We start from the raw sequence: 19,092 nt of genomic DNA on the forward strand, positions 1-19,092 counted from the left end.
GGCTGATTCTGCGATAACTATCACCGCGCGGGCGGGAGACCCGCCCACCCTACGATCAGCGAGCGAGCGTCTTGAGCTTGCGCTCGACGAAGCCCAGCAACTCCGCCGACAGCGTCCCACTCGAACGCGCCTTCGCATACGCCTCCGCCGCCTCCGCATTGCGCTTCTCCGCCTGCAGCGAAATCCCCAGCCCCATCCACCACACGCCATTCTGCGGCGCGGTGCGCAGCGCCGCCTGGTAATGTTCGGCCGCTTCGCGCTGCCGCCCCTCGCGCTGCAGCGCCCCCGCCAGGAAGGCGTGGTATTCGCCATTGCCCGCCGCATGAGGCAAGGTGCGCAGCAGGGTGTCGATCGCCGGCCCGCCACGCTCGATCTGCAGGCGCGCCAGCAGCATCGCCAGCGCGGGCTGGCGCGGATCGAGCGCCAGCGCGGCCTGCAGCTGGCGCGCGGCTTCGTCGGGGCGCCCGGCTTCCACCAGCAGGCTGACCAGGGTCTGGCGCGAGGCTTCGTGCCGCGGGTTCGCGCGCAGCGCCCCCTCCAGGAGTCCCATCGCTTCGCTGACCCTGCCCTCTTCCAGGCTGGCCAGCGCGCGGCGGTAGCCATTCTCGGCACGCTGCGCCGTCGTCTCGACGCGGCCCGCCGCCTTCGCCGGCGCCTCGACCTTCGCTGGCGCCTTCGCCTGCACCGGCTCACGCTTCAACGCTTCCTTCTTCACCGGTGTGGGTTCGGCCTTCACCGTCTTCTCCGGCGCCGGCGGCGGCGCTTCCACGACCGGCTCGGGCTGCGCTGGCGCCGCGGCCACTACCGGCGCAGGAACAGGCGCAGCGACAGGAACAAGAACCGGTGCCGGGGCCACCTTCACCGGAGCCTGCGCTACGCCATCCTGCTGCAAACGCCACGCCACATAGCCCGACGCGCCCAGCCCCAGCACCAGAGCACCGGCCAGCGCCACGCGCAGCCACGGGAAACTGCGCTCCGGCGCGAGCACGGTCTTGATCTCGGGCGATGCAGCTAGCGGCCCGGGATGGCCGCCGCGGGCATCGAGATCCTGCAGCATCTTGTTAATCAGGCTCATCGTACGAACGCCCATGCAATGCCGGCCGCGGCGCCGGCCAGCACGCCGCTGGCGGCCAGCCAGGGCCAGTAGCGGCGCTTGGCGCCGACGGTGTCGATTGCGGCGGTCATCACGTGGCCGGCGCCCACCTGCTGCCTGCCCTGCCCGTAGGCCAGCATCAGCGACTTGTGCGCCAGGATGTTCACCAGGCGCGGCACGCCGCGGCTGTAGGTGAACAGGCGCCGGATCGCGCCGGATGAGAACAGGCGCGCGCCGGTGAAACCGGCCACGCGCAGGCGGTGCGCCACGTAGTAATCCAGGTCGTCGCGCGAGAGCGGGCCCAGATGGTAGTGGAAAGTGATGCGCTGGGCCAGCTGGCGGATCTGGTCGAGTTCGAGCTTGCGGTTCAGTTCCGGCTGGCCGAACAGCACGATCTGCAGCAGCTTGCGCTTCTCGGTCTCGAGGTTGGTCAGCAGGCGCAGCGCTTCCAGGCTCTCCACCGGAATCGCCTGGGCTTCATCGAGGCACAGCACCACCTGCAGGCCGTGCCCGGCCAGCGCCAGCAGGCGGCCGTTGATCGCCTTGAGCAGCTGGTGCTGGTCGACGTCGCGCTCGAGCGCGATCTCGAGTTCGTCGGCCAGCGCCAGCATCAGCGTGCGCGGCTCGAGATAAGGGTTCGGAATGTAGGCGGTCACGAAACCGTCTCCCAACGTGGCCATGAACTTGCGGCACAGGAGGGTCTTGCCGGTGCCGACTTCGCCGGTGATCTTGATGAAGCCTTCCCCACTGCGCGCCGCGATCAGCAGCGTGTTGAGGGCTTCCTGCGAGCGCGGGCTGCCGAAGAAGAAGCTGGTGTCGGGGGTGATCCCGAACGGCGGCTCGCGCAGGCCGAAGTGTGCCGCGTACATTACTTGCTTCCCGGCTGGGCCGAACGGGTCACGCCCTGGCCGGCCGGATTCAGGCTGTCGATGCGGCGGCTGGTGTCGAGCAGGTCCTGGCTCCAGTCGTTGGCGCCTTCGACGATGGTCGGCTTGATCAGCACCACCAGCTCGCGCTTCTGGTTGACGCGGTTCTTGTTGCGGAACAGCGCCCCCAGCACCGGCACCCGGCCGACGCCGGGCAGCTGGTCGGTGTCGCCGGTCGCGGCCTGGCGCATCAGGCCGCCGATGGCCACCACGCGGCCGTTCTGGCCGCGCACGATGCTGTCCAGCTCGCTGGTAGAGGAGGCCGCCAGCGGCAGGTTGAGCGTGCCGCCGGTGCCGAGGTTGACGCCCTTGTTGACGGTCGTGACCTGGCTCACCGACGGGTGCACGTGCAGCAGGATGTTGCCCTTGTCGTCGATCTGCGGGGTCACGTCCAGCACCACGCCCGAGAAGAAAGGCTGCAGCGTGATGCTCGGCGTGGTCGTGTTGCCCGAGGCCGTGCTGTTGGTGGTGGTGGTCACGCCGGTCACGTAGAACTCGTCGGTACCGATCTTGAGCACGGCCTTCTGGTTGTTCATCGCCGCCACGCGCGGGCTCGAGAGCACGTGCACGGTGCCCTGCGACTCCAGGAAGGAAATCAGGGCCGCGAAATTATTGGTCTGGAAGGCGAAGCCGAACAGCGAGCCGGCCGCATTGGCCGCCTGCGACAGCGAGAAGCCGGTGCTGGCCGCCAGCCCCGCGCCATTGGTGATGAGCCCCGGCTGGCCGCCGTCGAAGGGCAGCGGCGCCAGGTTCGCGCCCGGCGAGATCATGCCGCCGGAGACCCGGTTGGCGTGCCCGCCGCGGAACGAGGCGAAGGACGCCCAGTTGATCCCGCTCTGGAAGCTGTCGTTGAGTTCCACTTCGAGGATCTTGGCTTCCAGGATCACCTGGCGGTCCACCGAGAGCTGGGTCGCCTTCAGGTACATGTCGACGCTGCGCAGTTCGTCCGGCATGGCGCGGATCACCAGCACGCCCGATTGCGGGCTGATCACCACGCTGCGCCCGCCCTCCTTCGAGCCGACGATGGCCTCGACCGCCGCCTTCAGGTCGGCCCAGAAATCGTTCACCGAGGTGGTGTTGACGTCGGTGCTTTCCATCAGCACCCCGGTGCTGCCGCTCGGGTTGCCGTTGTTGCCGTTGTTATTGCCCTGGTTGCCCTGGTTGCCCTGGTTGTTGCCGCCGTTGCCGCCGCCACCGCTGTTGCTGGTGCCGGCGCTCGCCACCGAGGTCGAGGTCACGCGCAGGTTCGAGCTGCCGCGGCGCTGCGCCACCAGGTAGTTCACGTGGAACATGCGGGTCTGCATGGTGAGCGGGCGGATGGTGATGCGGGTGCCGTCGATCCTGTAGTCGTAGCCGTACATCTCCTTGACCGCCTCGAGCGTCTCGACCAGCGTGACGTCCTTCAGGTTGGCGCTGATGCTGCCGCCGACGTCCGGGTGCACCAGCATGTTGTAGCGGGTGCCGGCCACGATCGAGCGGAAGAACTGCTGCGCCGGCACGTTGTTGAACGAGACGTCGAATCGCTCGTCCAGCGCCGGGCGCGCCTTGGGCAGACTGCCCGCCAGCGCCGCGGCCGGCGGCAGCAGCGCATTGGCGACGGCGTCGTCCACCGCCGGCGCGGCGCCCGGCTGGCTGTTGGCGCGCGCCATTTCGCGGCCGATCGCGTCATAGGTGTCCTGCTTGGGCGCGCTCTGGCAACCGGCCAGCAGCAGTGCGACGGCGGCAGGAATCAGGAGCAAGGTGCGCATGCGTGCGTCCCTCAATTGGCCAGCTTGCCGTTGGCGCCGGCCAGCGCTGGGGCCGGATGCAGCTGCAGCACCTGGCGTTCGCGCCCGCGCACCAGCTCGACCTCGGTCTGGCTCATGCGGGCCACGCGCGCGCCCTTGAAACTGTCGCCCAGGCGCACCGTCTCGCCGTCGATCACGGCGACGTGGCGGCCGCCCTGGCGCGCCGAAATCAGGACCGACTGCAGGCGCGGCAGGCCGTCGCCGGCAGCATCAAGCCCCGCGCGCAGGCCCAGCGTGGCCGGCGGCCGGGTCGGGTCGGGCAGTTGGGCCCGGGCCTGCTGCGCCACGAAGGGGGAAGCCAGCAGGAGTGCGGCGAGGGTCAGTGCAGTCGATGTCTTCACAGCTTCATCCAATTCCGGTCGAGACTCAGGGTATAGAGCGTGAGCGTGAGGCGGGAGGCCGGGTATTCCTCCACGTCGAGCTGCGCCTTGCCCCAGAACAGCCGGGTCGGCATCGCTTCGAGTGCGCTCATGTAGTTGATCATGTCGAGATAATTGCCGCGCACGGTCACTTCGACGCCGTGGCGGTACAGCAGGTCGGCAGGCTTGTCCGCCGCGGCAGCCGGTGCGGCGCCGGCCGCAACCGGCTCGACCGGCAGCGTGCGCAGCGCCACCAGCTGCAGGCGGCCGTTGGAACGCAGGATCGCATCGACCAGCGGCGCCATGCGCTCCGGCGGCACCAGCCCGTCCTGCATCGCCAGCAGCGATTCGCCCAGGCGCGCGGTTTCCTGCTTCAGGTTGTCGAGGCGGCTGCGGGCCTGGGCATCGGGGTCGACCTGGTAGGCCTCGACCTTGGCCACGATCTCGGTATCGATGCCCATCATGTTGTTGCGCTGCTGGAGGATCTGTTCCAGCAGGGCTTCCTGGGTGCGGTAGATCGGCGAGAGCACCAGCTGGTAGCCCACGAAGGCGACCAGCACCACCACCGCGCCGAAGACCAGCGCACGTTCGCGCAGGGTGAGCGCGTCGACGCGCGCGGCAAGCTGGACCAGGCGCTGTTTCATGGACGCGGGGCCTCCGCGCGGGCCGGCACCGACTGCAGGCTGAATTCCACATACGGCGCGGGCGCCCTGGTCTGCTTGCCCTGGGCGTCCGTGGTGGTGAGCTGCTCGGCCTGCTTGATCTGCAGGCTGGCGAACGACTTGCCCTGCAACAGCGGCTCCTGGGTCAGGCGGCTGATATAGCCCGGCACCAGGGCCGGGTTGAGCGTCCGGCCCTGGATCCCGATGTCCTGGCCGGCGATCGTGATGCTGGTGAGCCACAGGCCAGGGACGCTCTGGCGCGCGAAGGCCTGGAAATAGCCGGAAAAGCCGTCGGTCGAACCCAGTTCGCCGCGCTGGAGCACGCTGGACACATGGCGCAGGCCGGCCAGCCGGGCATCGGCCTGGGCGATCTCGGCGTCGATCTCGGCGGTTTTCTTGCGCGGCGCGAATTCGGCATTCACCGAGGCCAGGCGCGCCTGCTTGCGCGCCAGCTCGGTGGCGCCGGCGTCGGCTTCCGCCTGCATGCGTGCGGTCTGCGCGCGCAGCACCACGTTCAGGCCGGCGATACCGGCCACCAGCACCAGCAGCGCCGCGCCCATCATCGGCGCGCTCAGGATCTTCTTCTGCGGCAGGAAGGCCGGGTTGAACAGGTTGATCTGCTGGCTCATGCCGCGGCCTCGGTGCGCATGGCCGCGCCCAGCGTCAGGAAGAAGCGCGCCTGCTGCGCCGGGTCGGCCAGCTCGGGGGTGCGGCTGAAATCGAAGACGCTGGCCAGGTCGAGCGTCTCGACCGGCATGTACATATTGCTCGACAGGTATTCGTCCAGGCCGGTCACGGGCGACGGCGCCAGCAGCAGCCTGGACACGCTGATGAAGGAGAACTGGCGCTCGAAGTTGTCGAGCGAGCGCTGCAGCTCGAGGGTGATGCGGTCGAAGCTGGCGTGCTTGCGATCGTGGTCCGGCTCGAGCAGCAGCTCCAGGGTCAGGTCGAAGCGGCGCGACAGGTAGAGCTCGCCGCGGAAGGACACGGTCAGCAGAGCGCCGTCGGCGCCGAAGGACAGCATGGCGACGCCGCGCCCTTCCGGCTCCAGCATGGCCGAGATATTGCGCTGGGCCATTTCCGGGATGTCGATCACGGCCAGGTCGATCTTCGCATCCAGGAACAGTTTCTGGCGCGGGGCGATCACACTGTTGCGCGCGGCAATGGCAAAGATCGATTGCTGGGCGCGCGCGCCGCCGGCCTGGTCGATCGGGATATCCAGCACGTCCACAGTGGCTTCGGCCACCGGAAAGTCGAGCATGTCCTTCAGGCGCCAGCGAATGGCCGTGCGCATTTCTTCCTTCGGCACATTGGGCGACTCGACGCTCAGGACCTGGTATTCGCCGCCGGCCAGCAGGGTCGCGCAGCGATAGCCAGCGGCCTGCCCTTCGCGGCCGGCCTTTTCCAGCACCGCAGCGGCCTGGCCAGGAAGGAAGTGCGCAAAGCGCACGAAGGGCTTGCCGTCGCCGCGCCGGACGCTGGCGGCCACGACGCCGTCGCGCTGGACAGCGATGGCCAACCACCCTTCCTTCTTTTTGGCTTTTCTAAAAAAACGCATCAAGCGGCAACTGTCCTGTCGGCGAAGAAATGAATTGGTCCAACAAAGACTTGATTATATTCAAGACGGACGGCTATCGATCAAAAAAAGCGGTGCAACAACGGAAAACAAACGGGTTTTTCACTCTTGGAAGGGGTTTTCGGTGTGAATAACCGCCTTGGGAGTCAGCGCGCGACCAGCAAGCGGGAGGGATTGTGAATTTGCCAATCTTGCTGCGCCATGATCTGGGGCCGGCGGCGCGCAGCGCCTTCGACTTGTGGCAGGGAATAAAACTGTCAGCCGCAGCTGAAATTGCGGGTGCCTTCCAGCGTGCCTTCGGTGATCGAAGGACTGCGATTGGCGGCGGCGGGCGGCTGGTAGCTGACGAAGCAGCGCATTTCGTTGGCGGCGCTCACGCCTTTCGGACGCACGATGAGTTCGTCCTTGAAGGTTTCGAATTCGTAGTCGTCGGCGCTCAAGCCTGCAAGTTCGGCGAATCTGCGTGCCTCGGCGTCGGTGCCGGCGGCCGGATAGCCGTTGGTCAGCGCCACCTGCACGCCTTCCATGGTCACCGTGGTGGCGCTGCGCTGAAGCAGGGCCTGGGCGTGCGCCATGGCGGCAGCGGCGACGATGGCGCCCTTTGCCGCCTTGAGGCTGGCGGCCCTGGCGTCGCCGCCCATGCTGGCAAACTTTGGCAGCGCAACTGCTGCAAGGATGCCGAGGATAACAATCACGACGACCAGTTCGATCAACGTGAAACCACCCTGGGCAACAGGCACGAAACGATTTTTCATCGGCTCCTCATGTCATCCAGGGTGGCGGGTGGTCCGGCCCGGAGGCAGGTCCGGGATTACTTGCAGTTCAGCGAAGCCAGGTCGGCGATCACCGGCGCGGCGGTCGCGGTCGCGGCGGTGTAGGTGAAGCCGCAGGTGCCGGCGGTGGCGGTGCCGCTCAGGACAACCTGCAGCGCGCCGTTGACGACGGTGGCGGTGTAGTCAGGAGCGTTCAGGCCGGCGGCGGTTGCCAGGGCGGTGGTCGCATCGGCGTAACGGTTCACCACGTTGACGCTGGTACCTTCCAGGACGACGGCGGTGTCGGCGTTGTTGATGAGCGCCTTGGCGTGCACCATGGCCGAGGTCGAAGCAACGGCGCCCTTGGCGGCCTTCATGCTGGCCAGGCGGGCGTCGCCGCCCAGGTCGGCGAACTTCGGCAGCGCGGTCGCGGCCAGGATGCCGAGGATGACGATGACGACGATCAGTTCGATCAGGGTGAAACCGCCTTGGTTGCTGGCCTTGAAATTATTGTTCATGAAGCGCTCTCCGTTAATAGAATTGATGCGGGCGACCCGCGTTTTTTTAGTGGTGATCGGACGCCACCCGGTCTACAACAGACCTGAGCACCAGCCCGAGAATCGCTACATTCCGTCCATTTTTTCCGGCCGGATCAAGCTCACGCAACAATTCTACCTTGAACTTGAGCAATTTTGATGTCCCTGGAGAAAAAGTGTCGCTAGTTTGCAAAAAGTTGATCGTCTTGTCGAAGCGGTCGAAATACCAGTAACCCGGTTTGATGGCGCCGGCGCGCGGCGCATAGAACTCGCCCTGGTAATTCCGGGGCGGATAGGCCAGCCAGGTTACCGGATTTTCCTGCGCCAGCGCCTCCAGGGCCTCGGGCCCACTGCCTGCCATGCGCGCCACCCGCACCGCCATCGCCGTGCGCGCCGCCGACACGACCTGCATCGCGGCCGCGCGCTCGAGCAGTGCGTGGTATTCGAGCACCCGCGCCAGCATCCAGCCCGCCAGCAGCAGCGCCAGCGCGCCCAATACCAGGCACTCGAGGCGGCTCACGCCGCGCCCCAGGCCCGCTCCCCGTGGTATGGCCGATGCGCGCGTCATTTCGGATGCAGGGCCGCCTTGCCCAGGTCCCAGATCGGCAGGAAGATGCCCAGCGCCAGCACCAGCACCATCACGCCCAGGAAGGTGATCAGGATCGGCTCGATCTGGCTCGACAGGGTCTTGAGTTCGTAGTCGACCTCGCGCTCGTACATCAGCGCGATCTCGTCCATCAGGTCGTCGAGCGAACCGGATTCCTCGCCCACCGCGATCATCTGCAGCACGATCGGGGTGAACACATGGGCGGCGGTGGCCGTGCGCAGGATGCTTTCGCCGCGCTCGACGCCGTCGCGCATCTGCTCGATGCGCGAACTCAGGTAGGCATTGTCCGAGGTCTGCGACACCACGGTGAGTGCCTGCACGATCGGCACGCCGCTGCGCAAGGACAGTGCGAAGCTGCGGGCAAAGCGCGCCATCGTGGCCTTGTGGATGATCTTGCCGGCGATCGGCAGACGCAGCTTGTAGCGGTCCCAGGCCAGCCGGCCGCGGGCGCCGCGGCTCCAGCGGACGAAGCCCACCACCGCGCAGGCGGCAAGGCCGGCCATCAGCGGCCAGTAGCGCACCGTGAAGTCCGAGGTGCCGATCAGGATCCGCGTCATCAGGGGCAGCTCGGCGCCGAACTGCTTGAACACCGAGGTGAAGCTCGGGATCACGAACACGTTCACGATGATCATCGCAATGATCATGGCGATGATCACGAAGCTCGGATAGCGCAGCGCGGTCTTGACGCGCTCGCGCATGTCGCGGTCGAATTCCAGGTGGTCGAACAGGCGTAAAAAGACGTCTTCCAGGCGGCCGGTCATCTCGCCCACCCGCACCATCGACAGGTAGAAGCTGTCGAATACGTCCGGGTGGCGCGCCATCGACGACGACAGCTCGCGTCCCGAATCGAGCGATTCGCGCAAGTCCTTGATGACCCGCCCGAACGACTTGTTGACGGCCGACTCCTGCAGGCCGGCCAGCCCGCGCATGATCGGCACGCCGGACTTGAGCAGCGTGTAGATCTGGCGGCTGAACAGCTGCACGTCCATCGACGTGACCTTCTTCTCGGTCAGGCGCGCCCACAGGCCGTCGCCGCCATCCACGGAGGCCGGCCCCTTGCGGCTGGGGTTGATCTCGATCGGCGTGGCGCCGCTGCCGAACAGCTGGTCGGCGACCGCCCCGCTGTCGGCGCCTTCCAGCACCCCTTGCAGCAGTTCGCCGCGCGCGTTGCGGGCCTTGTAGGCGAAGAAGGCCATCAGTCGTCGAGCTGGTTGCTGATGCGCATCGCTTCGGCGACGGTGGTGCGGCCCTGCACGGCCAGCTGCACGCCGTGGCGGCGCAGCGTCTCGCCCTCCATCGCCGCATGCGCCACCTTCAGGAAGTGGGCCGGGTCGGGATGGTTGGCGGCATCCGTCACGGCGCGCGTCATCTCGAGCAATTCGTACACGCCGGTACGGCCGCGGAAACCGGTGCCGTTGCAATGCGAGCAGCCCTTCCCATGGAAGAACTGGGTGGTGGCCGCATGCTGGCCCAGTTCCGGCTGCAGCCAGGTGATCTCGCCTGGCGTCGGCTGGCAAGGCGTGGAGCAGCTTTCGCAGATCACGCGCACCAGGCGCTGGGCCAGCACGGCCTGGAGCGAGCCGCCCACCATGTAGCGCGGCACGCCCATGTCCATCAGGCGCAGCGGCGTGGAGGCGGCATCGTTGGTGTGCAGGGTCGAGAGCACCAGGTGGCCGGTCATGGCGGCGCGCAGGCCGATCTGGGCGGTTTCCTGGTCGCGCATCTCGCCCACCAGCACGATGTCCGGATCCTGGCGCAGCGCCGAGCGCAGCACGCGCGCGAAGGACAGCTCGATCTTGTCGTTAACCTGCACCTGGTTGATGCCGGCAAGGCGGTATTCGACCGGGTCTTCGACCGTGATCAGCTTCTTCTCGACCGAGTTCAGCTCGGACAGCGCACTATATAAAGTGGTGGTCTTGCCGCTACCCGTTGGACCGGTGACCAGCACCAGGCCGTTGGGGCGCTGCACCAGCGCGCGGAAGCGTTCGACGATCCGCGGCGGCATGCCGATCGCATCCAGCCGCAGCGTGGTGCCGCCTTGGTTCAGCAGGCGCATGACCACCGATTCGCCGTACTGGGTCGGCATGGTCGAGATACGCACGTCGATGCGCTGGTTGCGCACTTTCACCGCGAAGCGGCCGTCCTGCGGCAGGCGCTTTTCCGAGATATCCAGGTCGGCCATGAGCTTCAGGCGCAGCGCCAGCGGCGTGGCGACCTTGATGTCGGCTTCGGTCTGCAGGTGCAGCACGCCGTCGATGCGGAAGCGGATCTGGAGGCGCCCGTCCTGCGGCTCGATGTGGATGTCGGAAGCGCGCACCTGGGCCGCATCGTCGAATACCGATTGCAGCAGCTTGACGATCGGCGCTTCTTCCAGGCCCGGATTGGCGGCCAGCGCGCCGAAGTCGATCGAGGTGTCGCCCAGGTCGGCCTCGACCTCGCGCGCGAAGTCGGTGATCTCGCCGGTGCGGCGGTAGATGCGGTCGATCGCGGCCAGCACTTCGGTCTCGTTGACCACGGCCAGTTCGACGCCTTTTTTCAGCAGGCGCGCGATCTCGTCATAGGCAAACAGGTCGGTCGGGTCGGACACGCCCACCAGCATGGTTTCGCGGCGGTCTTCCAGCACCAGCGCGCGGAAGCGCCGTGCGGCCGTCTCCGGCAGCAGGCGCACCAGTTCGGCGTTGATGTTGTAAAACTTGAGGTGGATATAGGGAATGTTGAGCTGGCGTGCGAGCGCGCCCGAGATCTGCTCCTCGGTCACGAAACCGCTTTCGACGAACACGCGGCCCAGCTTGCGTCCGGTGCGCTTCTGGTCCGCCAGCGCCTGCATCAGCTGTTCTTCGGACAGCAGCTTTTGCTGGATCAGCACTTCGCCCAGGCGAATTTTTTCCGGCCTTGCCATGAACATCCCTCTTTTTATATCTTGCAACGAACATTTTATGCCAGAACGAGAATAAATTGACTGTTGGAATTACCCGCCAGCGAACAAAGTGTCGCCGTTTTGCCTCGCCAAGTTGGCATGGCGTGTAAGATCGCTGGACAAGCTGACAAGGACGACGGGCTTTCCGGCCTGTCAAGAGAAACGAAGGAGACCCATGAGCCTATCGAGCGAGCGTGCCCAGCGCCGCCGCATCTACCTGATGCGGCACGGCAGCGTGACCTATTTCGACGACAGCGGCAAACCCTACCTGCCAGAAAACGTGGCGCTCAACGAGACCGGCCGGGCCCAGGCCGATTGCGCCGGCCACGCCTTTTTCGACGCCGGCGTGCGCTTCGACCGCGTGATCACCTCGAACCTGCCGCGCACGGTGGAGACGGCCCGGCGCGTGCTGGCGGTCTGCGCCCAGGACATCGAACCGGAAGTCTGGCCCGAGCTGCACGAGATCCGTGGCGGGCGCCTGTCGGCCATTCCCACCGATGAATTGCGGCGCGCCTTCACCGGGGCCTTCGAGGGCGTGGTGGAACAGGACCAGCGCTTTCTCGGCGGCGAATCGGTCGGCGAGATGATGGACCGGGTGCACCCGGCGATCGACCGCCTGCGTGCAGAAGGCGACTGGGACACGGTCCTGCTGGTCCTGCACGGCGGCGTGAACTGCGCGATCCTGTCGCTGGCCCTGACCGGACAGCGGATGTTCCTCGGTGGCCTGTCCCAGGCGGCCGGCTGCATCAATGCGCTCGACGTCGGCGAAGACGCGCGCGACTGGGTAGTGCGCTTCGTGAATTACGTACCCCCCGGCCCGCTGCAACCGGGCGCACGCACCACCACGATGGAGCAATTGTTCGAGCAATACCGCAAGGGCCGCTGAGTTTTCATTCGAAATAGCACGCCCGTACACATTTTCGGCCAGCCGGGCTAGAATGAAGGACAAACATAAAAACGGAGACGCGATGTTCGAGGAAATGATGGGCACCAAGGAAGTATCAGAACGCCAGAAATTCGATGTCGACGCGCTGGATTTTTTCCTGCGCGCCCAGGTCGAAGGCTATCCCGGCGGTCCCTTGACGGTCGAGCAGTTCAAGGGCGGCCAGTCGAATCCTACCTTCAAGCTCACGGCCGGCAGCGGTGAGGGGCAGCGGCAGTATGTGCTGCGCACCAAGCCCGGGCCGGCCGCCAGGCTGCTGCCCTCGGCCCATGCGATTGACCGGGAATTCCGCGTGATGCAGGCGCTGCACAGCGCTGGCTTCCCGGTACCGCGCCAGCTGGCCCTGTGCCTGGACGAATCCATCATCGGCCGCGCTTTTTTTGTGATGGAATTCGTCGAGGGCCGGGTGCTGTGGGACCAGTCGCTGCCGGGCATGAGCCCAAGCGAGCGCGCCGCCATCTACGACGAGCAGAACCGCGTGATCGCCCTGCTGCACACGACCGACTATGCCGCCATCGGGTTGCAGGACTACGGCAAGCCGGGGAATTATTTCGCGCGCCAGATCGAACGCTGGACCAGGCAGTATCAAGCCTCCGCCACCGAATCCATCGAAGCAATGGACCGCCTGATCGAATGGCTGCCGCAGAACATCCCGCCGGGCGAAGACACCAGCATCGTGCATGGCGACTACCGGCTGGACAACCTGATCTTCCATCCGCTTGAACCGCGCATCATCGGCGTGCTCGACTGGGAGCTGTCGACCCTGGGCCATCCGCTGGCCGATTTTTCCTATCACTGCATGAGCTGGCACATCCCGCCGGGCAAGTTCCGCGGCATTGCCGGCCTGGATCTCGCCGGGCTCGGCATTCCCTCGCTGGACGATTACGTGGCCCGCTATTGCGAGCGCACCGGCAAGACGATCCGCGCCGAAGACTTCGACTTCTACCTGGCCTACAACATGTTCCGCCTGGCCGGCATCATGCAGGGCATCATGAAGCGCTATGTGGACGGCACCGCCTCCAGCGCCCAGGCCCTGGAAAACGGCAAGGCGGCGCGGCCGATGGCCGAGATGGCCTGGCAGTTCGCCACGCGCAGCCGCGCGTGACGATTCAATCGTATCGACGATAAGGAAACAAGATGGATTTTGCCTATTCCGACCGCTGCCAGGAACTGCAGGCGCGCCTGCTCGCCTTCATGATCGAGCACATCTACCCCAACGAGCGCGCCTTTCTTGATGAAATCGCGGCCAACGCCCGCGACAAGGGCACGCGCTGGCTGCCGCTGGACCTGATCGAGCGCCTCAAGCCACTGGCGCGCGACGCCGGCCTGTGGAATCTGTTCCTGCCGAAATCAAGCCGTGCGCCGGAAGGCCTGTCGAATCTCGACTACGCCCCGCTGTGCGAAATCATGGGCCGGGTGCCCTGGGCGCCGGAAGTGTTCAATTGCTCGGCGCCCGACACCGGCAACATGGAAACCCTGGAGCGCTACGCGCTTGAGGACATCAAGTCGCGCTGGCTGGAGCCGCTGCTGCGCGGCGACATCCGCTCGGCCTTTGCCATGACCGAGCCGGACGTCGCTTCATCGGACGCGACCAATATCGCCACCCGCATCGAGCGTGACGGAAATGATTACGTCATCAATGGCCACAAGTGGTGGATCTCGGGTGCGGGCGATCCGCGCTGCAAGGTCTTCATCGTGATGGGCAAGACCGACCCGCAAGCAGCCCGCCACCAGCAGCAGTCGATGATCGTGGTCCCGGCCGACACGCCCGGCATCACCATCGTACGCCCGCTGCCGGTGTTCGGCTACGACGACGCGCCCCACGGCCACTGCGAGATCCTGTTCGAGAACGTGCGTGTTCCGGCCGCCAACATGCTGCTGGGCGAAGGACGCGGCTTCGAAATCGCCCAGGGCCGCCTGGGTCCCGGCCGCATCCACCACTGCATGCGCGCCATCGGCGTGGCCGAGCGCGCACTGGAACTGATGTGCAAACGGCTGGATGCGCGCGTGGCCTTCGGGCGCAAGATTTCGGAACAAGGCGTCTGGCGCGAGCGCATCGCCGAGTCGCGCATCCGCATCGACACCGCGCGCCTCTTGACCCTGAAAGCCGCCTACATGATGGACACGGTCGGCAACAAGCAGGCGGCGGCCGAGATCGCGATGATCAAGGTGCTGGCCCCCACCGTCGCTCAGGACGTGCTGGACTGGTCGATCCAGGCCCACGGCGCGGCCGGCGTGTCGGACGACTTCCCGCTGGCCTGGCAGTGGGCCGGGAACCGCACCCTGCGCCTGGCCGACGGCCCGGACGAAGTGCACCGCAATGCCGTGGCCAAGCTGGAGCTGGCGAAGTACGCCGCGCCCGGGGGCTAGCCCGCGTTCTGGGCCACCTCGATCGAATCGATGATCCCGCCGAGGCTGCCCCAATCGCTCCATCCATTGTTCGGCGCGGTCTGCCAGCGGTGCCACAAGGCCCGGTCGGAGCCGCGCGCGAACAATTCCATGCGGCCGTCGGCATTGTTGTTGACGAACAGTCGGTCGACCCAGCCCCCGAGCGAATTCCAGCCGCTCCAGCCGTTGTTGGGCGCGGTCTGCCAGCGGTGCCAGACGGCCTTGTCGGAGCCGCGCGCGAACACCTCGATGCGGCCGTCCAGGTTGCTGCCGACCGCAATCTGGTCGATCCAGCCGCCCAGCGAATTCCAGCTGCTCCAGCCATTGTTCGGCGCGGTCTGCCAGATGTGCCAGAGCGCGGCGTCGGAGCCGCGGGCGAACACTTCGAGGCGTCCGTCCTGGTTGCGCCCGACGTCGAGCATGTCGATCCAGCCGCCCAGCGAGGCCCAGCCGCTCCAGCCGTTGTTGGGCGCGGTCTGCCAGTTGTGCCACAGGGCGCCGTCGCCGCCGCGCGCGAAGACCTCGATGCGGCCGTCCTGGTTGCGGCCGATGGAGAGCCGGTCGATCCAGCCGCCCAGCGACGCCCACTCGCTCCAGCCGTTGCTGGGCGCCGTCTGCCAGCGGTGCCAGAGCGCGCCGTCGGAGCCGCGCGCGAACAGTTCCAGCCGGCCGTCCTGGTTCTGGCCGACTTCGATCATGTCGACCCAGCCGCCCAGCGAATGCCAGTCGCTCCAGCCGTTGTTGGGCGCGGTCTGCCAGCGGTGCCAGACGGCCTTGTCGGAACCGCGGGCGAATACTTCGAGGCGGCCGTCGGCATTGCGCGCGCTGCGGATGATGTCGACCCAGCCCCCCAGCGAGGCCCAGCTGCTCCAGCCGTTATTGGGCGCGGTCTGCCACAGGTGCCACACGGCCTTGTCGGTGCCGCGTGCGAACACTTCCATCCGGCCGGTGACGCCGGTGCGCGCCGCGCGCACCGCCGCTTCGGCGTTGAGGAATTTACCCACGGGCTTGCCGGCGGTGGTGGTCACCACGGAGCCGGTGGAAATGAGCAGGTCGCGCACCTGGGCGTGGCTCAGCGAGGGGTTTGCCGACAGCATGAGCGCGGCCACCCCGGCCACCTTGGGCGTGGCGCCCGAGGTGCCGCCGAAATGGTTGCTGTAGCTGGTGTCGGAGGCGCTGTGGCAGGTCACGTCGTGGTCGGAGTCGCCGGGCGCCGCGACCACCACGCTGGCGCCGAAATTGCTGAACCAGGCGCGCGGGTTGCTCGCCGGGTCGTAGGCGGTGGCGCCCACCAGGATCGAGCCGGTGGCGGGAATCGGGTTGCCGGCATCGTCCACGCCCGCGTCGCGGTCGCCATTGCCGGCGGCGACGCAGACCACCACGCCGGCCGCAATGGCCGTCTTGATCGCCGCGTTCACCGAGGGCACCTGCTCGTAGTTGCCGAAGGCGCCGGTCTGCACCTCGAGGATGATGACCTTGCGCTTGCCGCCGCTGTCCGCCGTGCGGACCCAGTCGATGGCGCGCGCCCAGGCATTGCCGCCCAGCGGAGAGCCGGGGCCGGAATCGGCCTGGATGCCCCACAGTTCGGAATCGAAGCCGAAGCCGGCCATGCCCTTGCCGTTGACTCCGGCGCCGGTCAGGCCGAGCACGCCGGTGCCGTGGTAGATCGAGCCGCCGGTGTTCACCGTGCCCGAGCCGTCGAAGGCGTTATAGGTCTTGGCCAGATGCGGCGCGAGCTCTTCGTGGGTGGTGCGGTAGCCCCAGTCGACGTCGGCGATGACGACGTTGGCGCCCGAGGACATGCTCCAGGCGTGGTTGGCGCCGCAGCGGAAGATATACCACTGGTTTTCCAGCCCGGTAATCGGGTTGATGACGGCCTGGTCGCTGTTGCCGACCAGTGGTTCGGTCAGCGGCGTGGCCGGCGGAGCGGCGCGCTCCTGGCGCAGCCGTTCCGGGAATTCGCCGCCGGCGCCCTCGCGCGGCGCATCGATCGGGCCGATGGTGCGCGGCGGCGCTTGTTCGAGCACGTCGACCGGGGGCCGGGCGGTGGGCACCGGGACCGCGCGCGCCACCTGCGGCGAGCTGCACAGCTCGGCGGCAATCTCGGAGACGTTGGCGTCCGGCGGGAAGCGCAGGGTGACGAAGTCGGCCAGGTGCGGCACGTCGATCCCCTGCTGTTGCGCGGTGGCGCGCGCGCTGTCGCCTTCTTCGACCGTGCGGTTGAAGGTGGGCTCGGCGCTGACCAGGCGGTAGCGCTGCAGGATCTGGTTGACCGCGTCCAGGCCCACGCCATCGGGCGCCGAGCGCGTCTGCAGCAGCAGGGCGGCACTGGTGGCGTCCTGGGACAGGCTGGGCTGGATGCCGTCGCGGAACTGGACTTCGACCACGCCTGGTTCGTACTGCGGCCCGCTCGGGCGGCCCGGCTGCACGAAGCGTGTGCTGTCGCCGCCGCCGCCGGCTCCGCCGCCCCCGGCCCCGCCCCCGCTCATGCCGGTGGGGCGCGGCATACCGGCGCCGCCCGCTCCTTGCGCCCCCGGACGCGGCATGGCATCGCTTGCCCCCGCCCCTCCGGCGCTGGACGCGGCCTGGCCGGGACGCGGCATCGGGTCCCCGCTTGCCGCACCCATCGACGGCGTGGGCATGCTGCCGCCCATTGCCCCGCCCCCCGACATCCCACCCGCCTGCATGTGTTGCTGCCTGCCTTGCTCGCTCATGGTTCACCCCTGTAGTTGGACCGTGTGAAACTGCCGGGCCAGGGGACAGGCAAGCCGTGCCAGTCCGATGGCCAGACCGCAGCTTAGGAGCTCAGCCGGACCGATTCGTTTGCGTTTGCGCAAACAAGCGCCACGCTCGAAACGAGGGCGGCGCGTCTGGACGAAGGGGATGGAAGGATGGCGCCGGCAGGCGGGCGAACGGCCTGCCGCTTACTGCCGGCTCAGGTCGTCGTGGGGGCGGGACGGCGCCCGAACAGGCCCATGCCGTCGATGGTGCAGATTTCTTCGCCGTGCTGGTTGGTGGCGGTCCACTTCGACCAGACCACGCCGCGGTCCGGCTTCGAGGCGGACGCCTTTACCGCGGTGGTCAGGTAGCGCACGTGCAGGGTGTCGCCGCCGCGCAGCGGCCGGCGCCAGCGCACGCCGTCCAGGCCGGGCGAACCCAGGCTCGAGGCCGAGCACATCATGCCGTCGACCACCATCCGCATCATCAGGCTGCAGGTGTGCCAGCCGCTGGCGATGACGCCGCCGTACATCGATTCGCCCGCCGCGTCCACGTCGACGTGGAAGGGCTGGGGGTCGAATTCGCGCGCAAACGCGATGATTTCCCCTTCGCTCACGCTGCGCGCGCCGAGGTCGATCTCCTGGCCGACGTAGAAGTCCTCGAAGTAGCGCTGCACGGGGCCTGCGTTCACGCGGCCTCCTGGAAGCCGGGCTGGGCGGTGAAGCGCGCCAGGTGGTGGTCGCGGTCGCCCAGGCTCAGCTCGATGGTGCTCAGGCGCTTAAAATAATGGGCCGCCGCCAGCTCGTCGGTCACGCCCATGCCGCCGTGCAGCTGCACCGCCTGCTGGCCGATGAAGCGCGCGGCTTCGCCGATGCGGTACTTGGCCGCCGCTACCGTCCGCCGGCGCTCGGATGCATCGATGCCGTCAAGCTTGACCGCCGCCAGCAGGGCCATCGAGCGCGCCTGTTCCAGGTGAATGTACATATCGGCCATGCGGTGCTGCAGGGCCTGGAACTTACCGATCGGCACGCCGAACTGCTGGCGCGTCTTGAGGTAGTCGAGCGTCGTGTCGAACAAGGCTTCCATCGCCCCCAGGGCTTCGAAGCACAGCAGGCCGGCGCCATGGTCGGCCGCGTGCTCCAGGATGTCCCAGCCGCCCCCCGCCTGTCCGATGACGGCGTCGAACGACAGCGTGACGCCCTCGAAACGGACGTCGGCCGCGCGCAGGCCGTCCAGCGTGCGGTAGCCCAGGACCTGCACGCCGGGCGCATCGACCGGCACCGCAAACAGCGTGATGCCCGCTTCCTCGCGCTGGCCGCCACTGCTGCGCGCAGAGACGATCAACACCCCGGCCTCGGCCCCGTGGATCACCACTTTCTTTTCGCCCGTCAGGCGCCAGCCCGCGCCCGCCTGTTCGGCACGGACCAGGATGTCGCGCAGTTCGTGGCGCGACTGGCGCTCGCCCAGCGCGCACGCAAGTTTGAGCTCGCCGCCGGCCACCGCCTCGAGCAGGGCTCCGTGCGCGCCGCCCAGCGCCAGGAATTTTGCGCCCAGCACGGTGGCGAAATAGGGCTCGACCACCAGGCCGCGCCCGAGCTCGCGCATCACGACGAACATGTCGGTCGCGCCGCCGCTGAAGCCGCCATGCTGTTCCGGCACCGGCAGCGCCGTCATGCCCAGTTCCACCAGGGTGGCCCAGGCCTCGTTCGAGCTGCCCTGCCCGGAGGCGATGATGGCGCGGCGCTGCTCGAAGCTGTAGTCGCGGCCGATCCAGCGTTTCAGGGCATCGGCGAACTGGACCTGTTCTTCCTTGAGATTGACATTCATC

Annotated in this window: 18 protein-coding genes; 3 read left to right on the forward strand and 15 right to left on the reverse strand. The window is 67.4% G+C overall.

Annotated features, from left to right (window positions below; genetic code table 11):
- Positions 1-55 precede the first annotated feature (55 nt).
- From AC56LR_RS06570 to AC56LR_RS06625, 12 genes are all read right to left on the reverse strand, one after another.
- Entirely contained in the window at positions 56-1,075 is a 1,020-nt protein-coding gene (locus tag AC56LR_RS06570; protein WP_497128785.1) for a tetratricopeptide repeat protein, read from the reverse strand.
- A complete protein-coding gene (locus AC56LR_RS06575) occupies positions 1,072-1,962 on the reverse strand; it encodes an ExeA family protein (RefSeq protein WP_497128787.1) in 891 nt (296 codons plus the stop codon). Before AC56LR_RS06575 ends, AC56LR_RS06570 begins: the two co-directional genes overlap by 4 nt.
- A complete protein-coding gene (gene mshL / locus AC56LR_RS06580; RefSeq protein ID WP_497128788.1) occupies positions 1,962-3,767 on the reverse strand; it encodes a pilus (MSHA type) biogenesis protein MshL in 1,806 nt (601 codons plus the stop codon). The genes AC56LR_RS06575 and mshL overlap by 1 nt, the downstream gene beginning before the upstream one ends.
- Positions 3,768-3,778: 11 nt before the next feature.
- The gene (locus tag AC56LR_RS06585; RefSeq protein WP_497128790.1) at positions 3,779-4,147 is read right to left on the reverse strand and encodes a hypothetical protein; all 369 of its coding nucleotides are present in this window, start codon (positions 4,145-4,147) and stop codon (positions 3,779-3,781) included.
- Positions 4,144-4,809 carry a hypothetical protein gene (locus AC56LR_RS06590; protein ID WP_497128792.1) on the reverse strand — a complete coding sequence of 222 codons (666 nt, stop codon included), beginning with the start codon at positions 4,807-4,809 and terminating at the stop codon, positions 4,144-4,146. The genes AC56LR_RS06585 and AC56LR_RS06590 overlap by 4 nt, the downstream gene beginning before the upstream one ends.
- Positions 4,806-5,456: a PilN domain-containing protein gene (locus tag AC56LR_RS06595; protein WP_497128794.1), complete on the reverse strand. Its 651-nt coding sequence runs from the start codon at positions 5,454-5,456 to the stop codon at positions 4,806-4,808. Before AC56LR_RS06595 ends, AC56LR_RS06590 begins: the two co-directional genes overlap by 4 nt.
- The gene (locus tag AC56LR_RS06600) at positions 5,453-6,385 is read right to left on the reverse strand and encodes an agglutinin biogenesis protein MshI (protein WP_497128796.1); all 933 of its coding nucleotides are present in this window, start codon (positions 6,383-6,385) and stop codon (positions 5,453-5,455) included. Before AC56LR_RS06600 ends, AC56LR_RS06595 begins: the two co-directional genes overlap by 4 nt.
- Positions 6,386-6,660: 275 nt before the next feature.
- Positions 6,661-7,158, reverse strand: a complete 498-nt coding sequence (locus tag AC56LR_RS06605) for a type II secretion system protein (RefSeq protein ID WP_497128798.1) — start codon at positions 7,156-7,158, stop codon at positions 6,661-6,663.
- A 56-nt stretch (positions 7,159-7,214) separates the two neighbouring features.
- Entirely contained in the window at positions 7,215-7,673 is a 459-nt protein-coding gene (locus AC56LR_RS06610) for a prepilin-type N-terminal cleavage/methylation domain-containing protein (protein WP_497128800.1), read from the reverse strand.
- A gap of 46 nt (positions 7,674-7,719) precedes the next feature.
- Positions 7,720-8,259: a hypothetical protein gene (locus AC56LR_RS06615; RefSeq protein ID WP_497128802.1), complete on the reverse strand. Its 540-nt coding sequence runs from the start codon at positions 8,257-8,259 to the stop codon at positions 7,720-7,722.
- Positions 8,256-9,494: a type II secretion system F family protein gene (locus tag AC56LR_RS06620; RefSeq protein ID WP_497128803.1), complete on the reverse strand. Its 1,239-nt coding sequence runs from the start codon at positions 9,492-9,494 to the stop codon at positions 8,256-8,258. The genes AC56LR_RS06615 and AC56LR_RS06620 overlap by 4 nt, the downstream gene beginning before the upstream one ends.
- The gene (locus AC56LR_RS06625; RefSeq protein ID WP_497128805.1) at positions 9,494-11,197 is read right to left on the reverse strand and encodes a GspE/PulE family protein; all 1,704 of its coding nucleotides are present in this window, start codon (positions 11,195-11,197) and stop codon (positions 9,494-9,496) included. The genes AC56LR_RS06620 and AC56LR_RS06625 overlap by 1 nt, the downstream gene beginning before the upstream one ends.
- A gap of 193 nt (positions 11,198-11,390) precedes the next feature.
- Here AC56LR_RS06625 and AC56LR_RS06630 point away from each other — a divergent pair, with 193 nt between their 5' ends.
- From AC56LR_RS06630 to AC56LR_RS06640, 3 genes are all read left to right on the forward strand, one after another.
- Positions 11,391-12,101 carry a histidine phosphatase family protein gene (locus AC56LR_RS06630; protein ID WP_497128807.1) on the forward strand — a complete coding sequence of 237 codons (711 nt, stop codon included), beginning with the start codon at positions 11,391-11,393 and terminating at the stop codon, positions 12,099-12,101.
- An 82-nt stretch (positions 12,102-12,183) separates the two neighbouring features.
- Positions 12,184-13,263 (forward strand): phosphotransferase, encoded by a 1,080-nt coding sequence (locus AC56LR_RS06635; RefSeq protein WP_497128809.1) that lies wholly within the window; start codon positions 12,184-12,186, stop codon positions 13,261-13,263.
- A gap of 32 nt (positions 13,264-13,295) precedes the next feature.
- The gene (locus AC56LR_RS06640; RefSeq protein ID WP_497128811.1) at positions 13,296-14,528 is read left to right on the forward strand and encodes an acyl-CoA dehydrogenase family protein; all 1,233 of its coding nucleotides are present in this window, start codon (positions 13,296-13,298) and stop codon (positions 14,526-14,528) included.
- Here the strand turns inward: AC56LR_RS06640 and AC56LR_RS06645 are convergent.
- From AC56LR_RS06645 to AC56LR_RS06655, 3 genes are all read right to left on the reverse strand, one after another.
- The gene (locus AC56LR_RS06645) at positions 14,525-17,260 is read right to left on the reverse strand and encodes a DUF8189 domain-containing protein (protein ID WP_497128813.1); all 2,736 of its coding nucleotides are present in this window, start codon (positions 17,258-17,260) and stop codon (positions 14,525-14,527) included. The two genes, AC56LR_RS06640 and AC56LR_RS06645, sit on opposite strands and share 4 nt — an antisense overlap.
- 221 nt (positions 17,261-17,481) lie before the next feature.
- On the reverse strand, positions 17,482-17,955 hold the full coding sequence (locus AC56LR_RS06650) for a MaoC family dehydratase (protein ID WP_497128815.1): 474 nt from the start codon (positions 17,953-17,955) through the stop codon (positions 17,482-17,484).
- Positions 17,952-19,091: an acyl-CoA dehydrogenase family protein gene (locus tag AC56LR_RS06655; protein WP_497128817.1), complete on the reverse strand. Its 1,140-nt coding sequence runs from the start codon at positions 19,089-19,091 to the stop codon at positions 17,952-17,954. The genes AC56LR_RS06650 and AC56LR_RS06655 overlap by 4 nt, the downstream gene beginning before the upstream one ends.
- Between the last annotated feature and the right edge of the window lies 1 nt (position 19,092).

Source organism: Telluria sp. ZT3P39 (assembly GCF_059685935.1).